Origin of the sequence: Paenibacillus popilliae ATCC 14706, from assembly GCF_000315235.1 — a bacterium.
Taxonomy (GTDB): Bacteria; Bacillota; Bacilli; order Paenibacillales; family Paenibacillaceae; genus Paenibacillus_B; species Paenibacillus_B popilliae.
This window is the reverse complement of sequence record NZ_BALG01000483.1, coordinates 1-2,538: the sequence shown is the minus strand read 5'-3', so window position 1 is coordinate 2,538 and position 2,538 is coordinate 1. Positions and strand designations below refer to the sequence as shown.

General features: G+C 43.0%; 3 protein-coding genes and 1 pseudogene. All 4 read right to left on the bottom strand.

The annotated features are described in order from the left end of the window. A pseudogene (locus tag PPOP_RS24890) lies at positions 1-196 on the bottom strand (IS21 family transposase); the annotation flags it as partial. A 1,354-nt stretch (positions 197-1,550) separates the two neighbouring features. Further along, entirely contained in the window at positions 1,551-1,688 is a 138-nt protein-coding gene (locus tag PPOP_RS24885) for a hypothetical protein (protein ID WP_234399905.1), read from the bottom strand. Positions 1,689-1,752: 64 nt separating this feature from the next. Beyond that, positions 1,753-1,983 carry a hypothetical protein gene (locus PPOP_RS24880; RefSeq protein WP_006288283.1) on the bottom strand — a complete coding sequence of 77 codons (231 nt, stop codon included), beginning with the start codon at positions 1,981-1,983 and terminating at the stop codon, positions 1,753-1,755. A gap of 93 nt (positions 1,984-2,076) precedes the next feature. After that, positions 2,077-2,496 carry a type 2 periplasmic-binding domain-containing protein gene (locus PPOP_RS24875; protein ID WP_052516662.1) on the bottom strand — a complete coding sequence of 140 codons (420 nt, stop codon included), beginning with the start codon at positions 2,494-2,496 and terminating at the stop codon, positions 2,077-2,079. Positions 2,497-2,538 lie beyond the last annotated feature (42 nt).

The window sequence follows — 2,538 nt, the reverse complement described above, 5'->3', positions numbered from 1 at the left end:
CCTCGGTAAGCTGCCGCTGGCCCTGCTTTTCAATGTGAACCACCGCAGCCGACAAATTGTCGAACCATATCCGCTGAGGGACACCTCCCATTTGCTCAAAGCACTGCTTCATCGCTTCCAAAAAACATTCTTAGTTCTCGGCCGGTGTCGGATAGACAAACGCAGCATTACTATAGGGGAAGGACACCACAAGCAGCTTGTAGGTGAGCAGCTTCTGCGCTTGACTAAGCTGAACAGAAATATGAAAAAAGTGTTACTAGTGACCACACTTGCTGCGCCCATTATCCTAAGTGCAACTTCTGCATCTGCTCAAGAAGTATCTGCAACAACAAAATCTTCTGGAGAATTAGTTCAAACGAATTGGGAGGGAGAACAAAATTTCCATAATAAAGAAGAAAAAGAAAGAGTACGGCGAGATGTTGGCAAGACATGGAATGACTCAGAAAGTGGAGGTGCAAATAGAAATAGTTCCTTTAACATTGATGCTGGCTTTGGCCATCTTAAACTTCTTTTTAAGAATTTAAGCAAATACCCAGTTAACGTTACTTTACAACACACTGATACTGACAAAATGTACTTGGCCACAACGATTGATGCAAAAAGTTCTCTTAATTGGAAAAGTTGGGACGAAGGTTTTGCACAAGGTATACGCACTGGACAATACATCATTCAGTGGAGTGGTGGTGAACATAACGTCAATGGTAAGGTGTATGGAAAACTTGCTTCAGATACAGGTGATTTCTAAATATTTTTGAACCAGCAATGTTGATTGTGACATGGCCATCATCGATACAACTACATTAGCCAAAATAATTATCTAACAACCGAAGAATGATGGAATTATGCATTCCGTACTCATTATGGCGACAAATAAAAGGATACTAAAAACGAAGCGTCCCGGTTACCAGGTCGGGACGCTTCGTTTTTTAGTATGTACGTTCCTTTTTGGGCGGGTATGGTTCCTTACGATCTGTTCGGTCCAGTATGTAGTCCGTACTGGTTCGGTGCAGATCGGCCAGCATTTTTGAAACTTTGAAGCTGACGGAAACCCTAGGTTTGGCCTATGAAGCTTCCATTTTCAAGAGAAATTAACGTTGTTTTGCCTCCCAAAATCGCCACCACTTTTTAGTATCCCTTACGAACACATAGCCCGCTGCCTCCAATGCAAGCGACCATTTCCGCAGCGTACTCTTAGATACATCAAGGTATACAACGGACAGTCAGATGTTTGGGTTCCATCCAAGTAATTCGTGGAAACATAGCCCTTTATGCTCATATGTTGAACTGAACAGTGACAAGACTGGCGGAAGAGCTTATATTAGTGGTGATCATTCTTTAGTAATAATCGTCAAGGGCATTGGAGAGCTAGCTACTAGAGAAAGGAGTGGAAATATTTGGTTTTAAATTTAAATTTATATACTCCGAAGTAGGTAGTTATTCCATAGTCATGCACTGAAATTCGTTACAAAAGTACATTCCATTACATATGTAAAGATTTAAGTAGGTAGGTTGCATGAGCTATGCAACCTACCTATTACGTTAAAAAAACCTTATGCTGTAGCCTTCGTTCCTGACCTTTTTTCCTCCTTCTTTGCTGCGTGCGCTTTCACCAATGCGTCCTGACCCTTCACTTCCAATTCAGCCAGCGCCTCATCCACGGTCTTCTTATTGTCTACGATCGCTTTCATAGAATGGATCCCTGCTCTTGCCATCCATTTCCTTGAGGAATGGACTTCTCGTCGGTAACAGCCCCTACTCAGACAGAGCCTTCGCCATTTCCAGTCCATTGACGAACTTGATAAATTCCCATGCCGCTCGCTTATTCGGGGAAGCGGCTGGAATTGCACAACTTTCTTCCAATTGCACATGCGGTGATTCATCAAGGTTTTTTGGATCCACTGGAAGGGTGACTACATCCCAATCTAAGTTTTTTATACCGTAGGTCTTGCAATGGCTTATCATCCAAGGTTCGGCAACGACCATAGCTGCTTTTCCGTTTATAAAATCACTATAGAAGTTAGAAAAAGGGATGATTTTAGAGCGTACCGCATCTGTTGCTAGCTCAACGGCTCTTTTCTAACCGTCCGAATGAATAAGTAACTTCTCTGCCTTCGTATCAAACATCGACAAAGAAAAGGTTCTTGAAATATAATCTAAAATGTCTGTGGTGCCCATGACGTCCAGTGAGAGTCCGAACACGCGGTCCTCACCTGCTCCCATACCTTCGAATCGCTTGGACAAATCAAACACCTCTTGCCAGCTCATCTTGTTGCGCGGCAGTTCAATATGGTTCATTTCGAACAAATCGCGGTTGTAATACAATACAGGGACCGTAAAATGAGGGGCCAGTGCATATAACGTACCATTTCCTTTCGCACGTAGGCTTTCGATAACGCCCGGCATGTATCCTGCTAAATCAAACTTCTCTTCCGCTATCATTTCTTCTGTGAAAATCGGATGTAAAATACCCAATATCATCGGTTGAAAATTGCCCACTTACAACCGACATACTCTCCGGAGGGAGAGAGTCGAGATTGG

What these genes read in the sequence shown, in the direction of transcription:
- PPOP_RS24880 (WP_006288283.1), bottom strand. Translation starts at nt 1,983, where the DNA reads ATGGTCGTTGCCGAACCTTGGATGATAAGCCATTGCAAGACCTACGGT.
- PPOP_RS24885 (WP_234399905.1), bottom strand. Translation starts at nt 1,688, where the DNA reads ATGAAAGCGATCGTAGACAATAAGAAGACCGTGGATGAGGCGCTGGCT.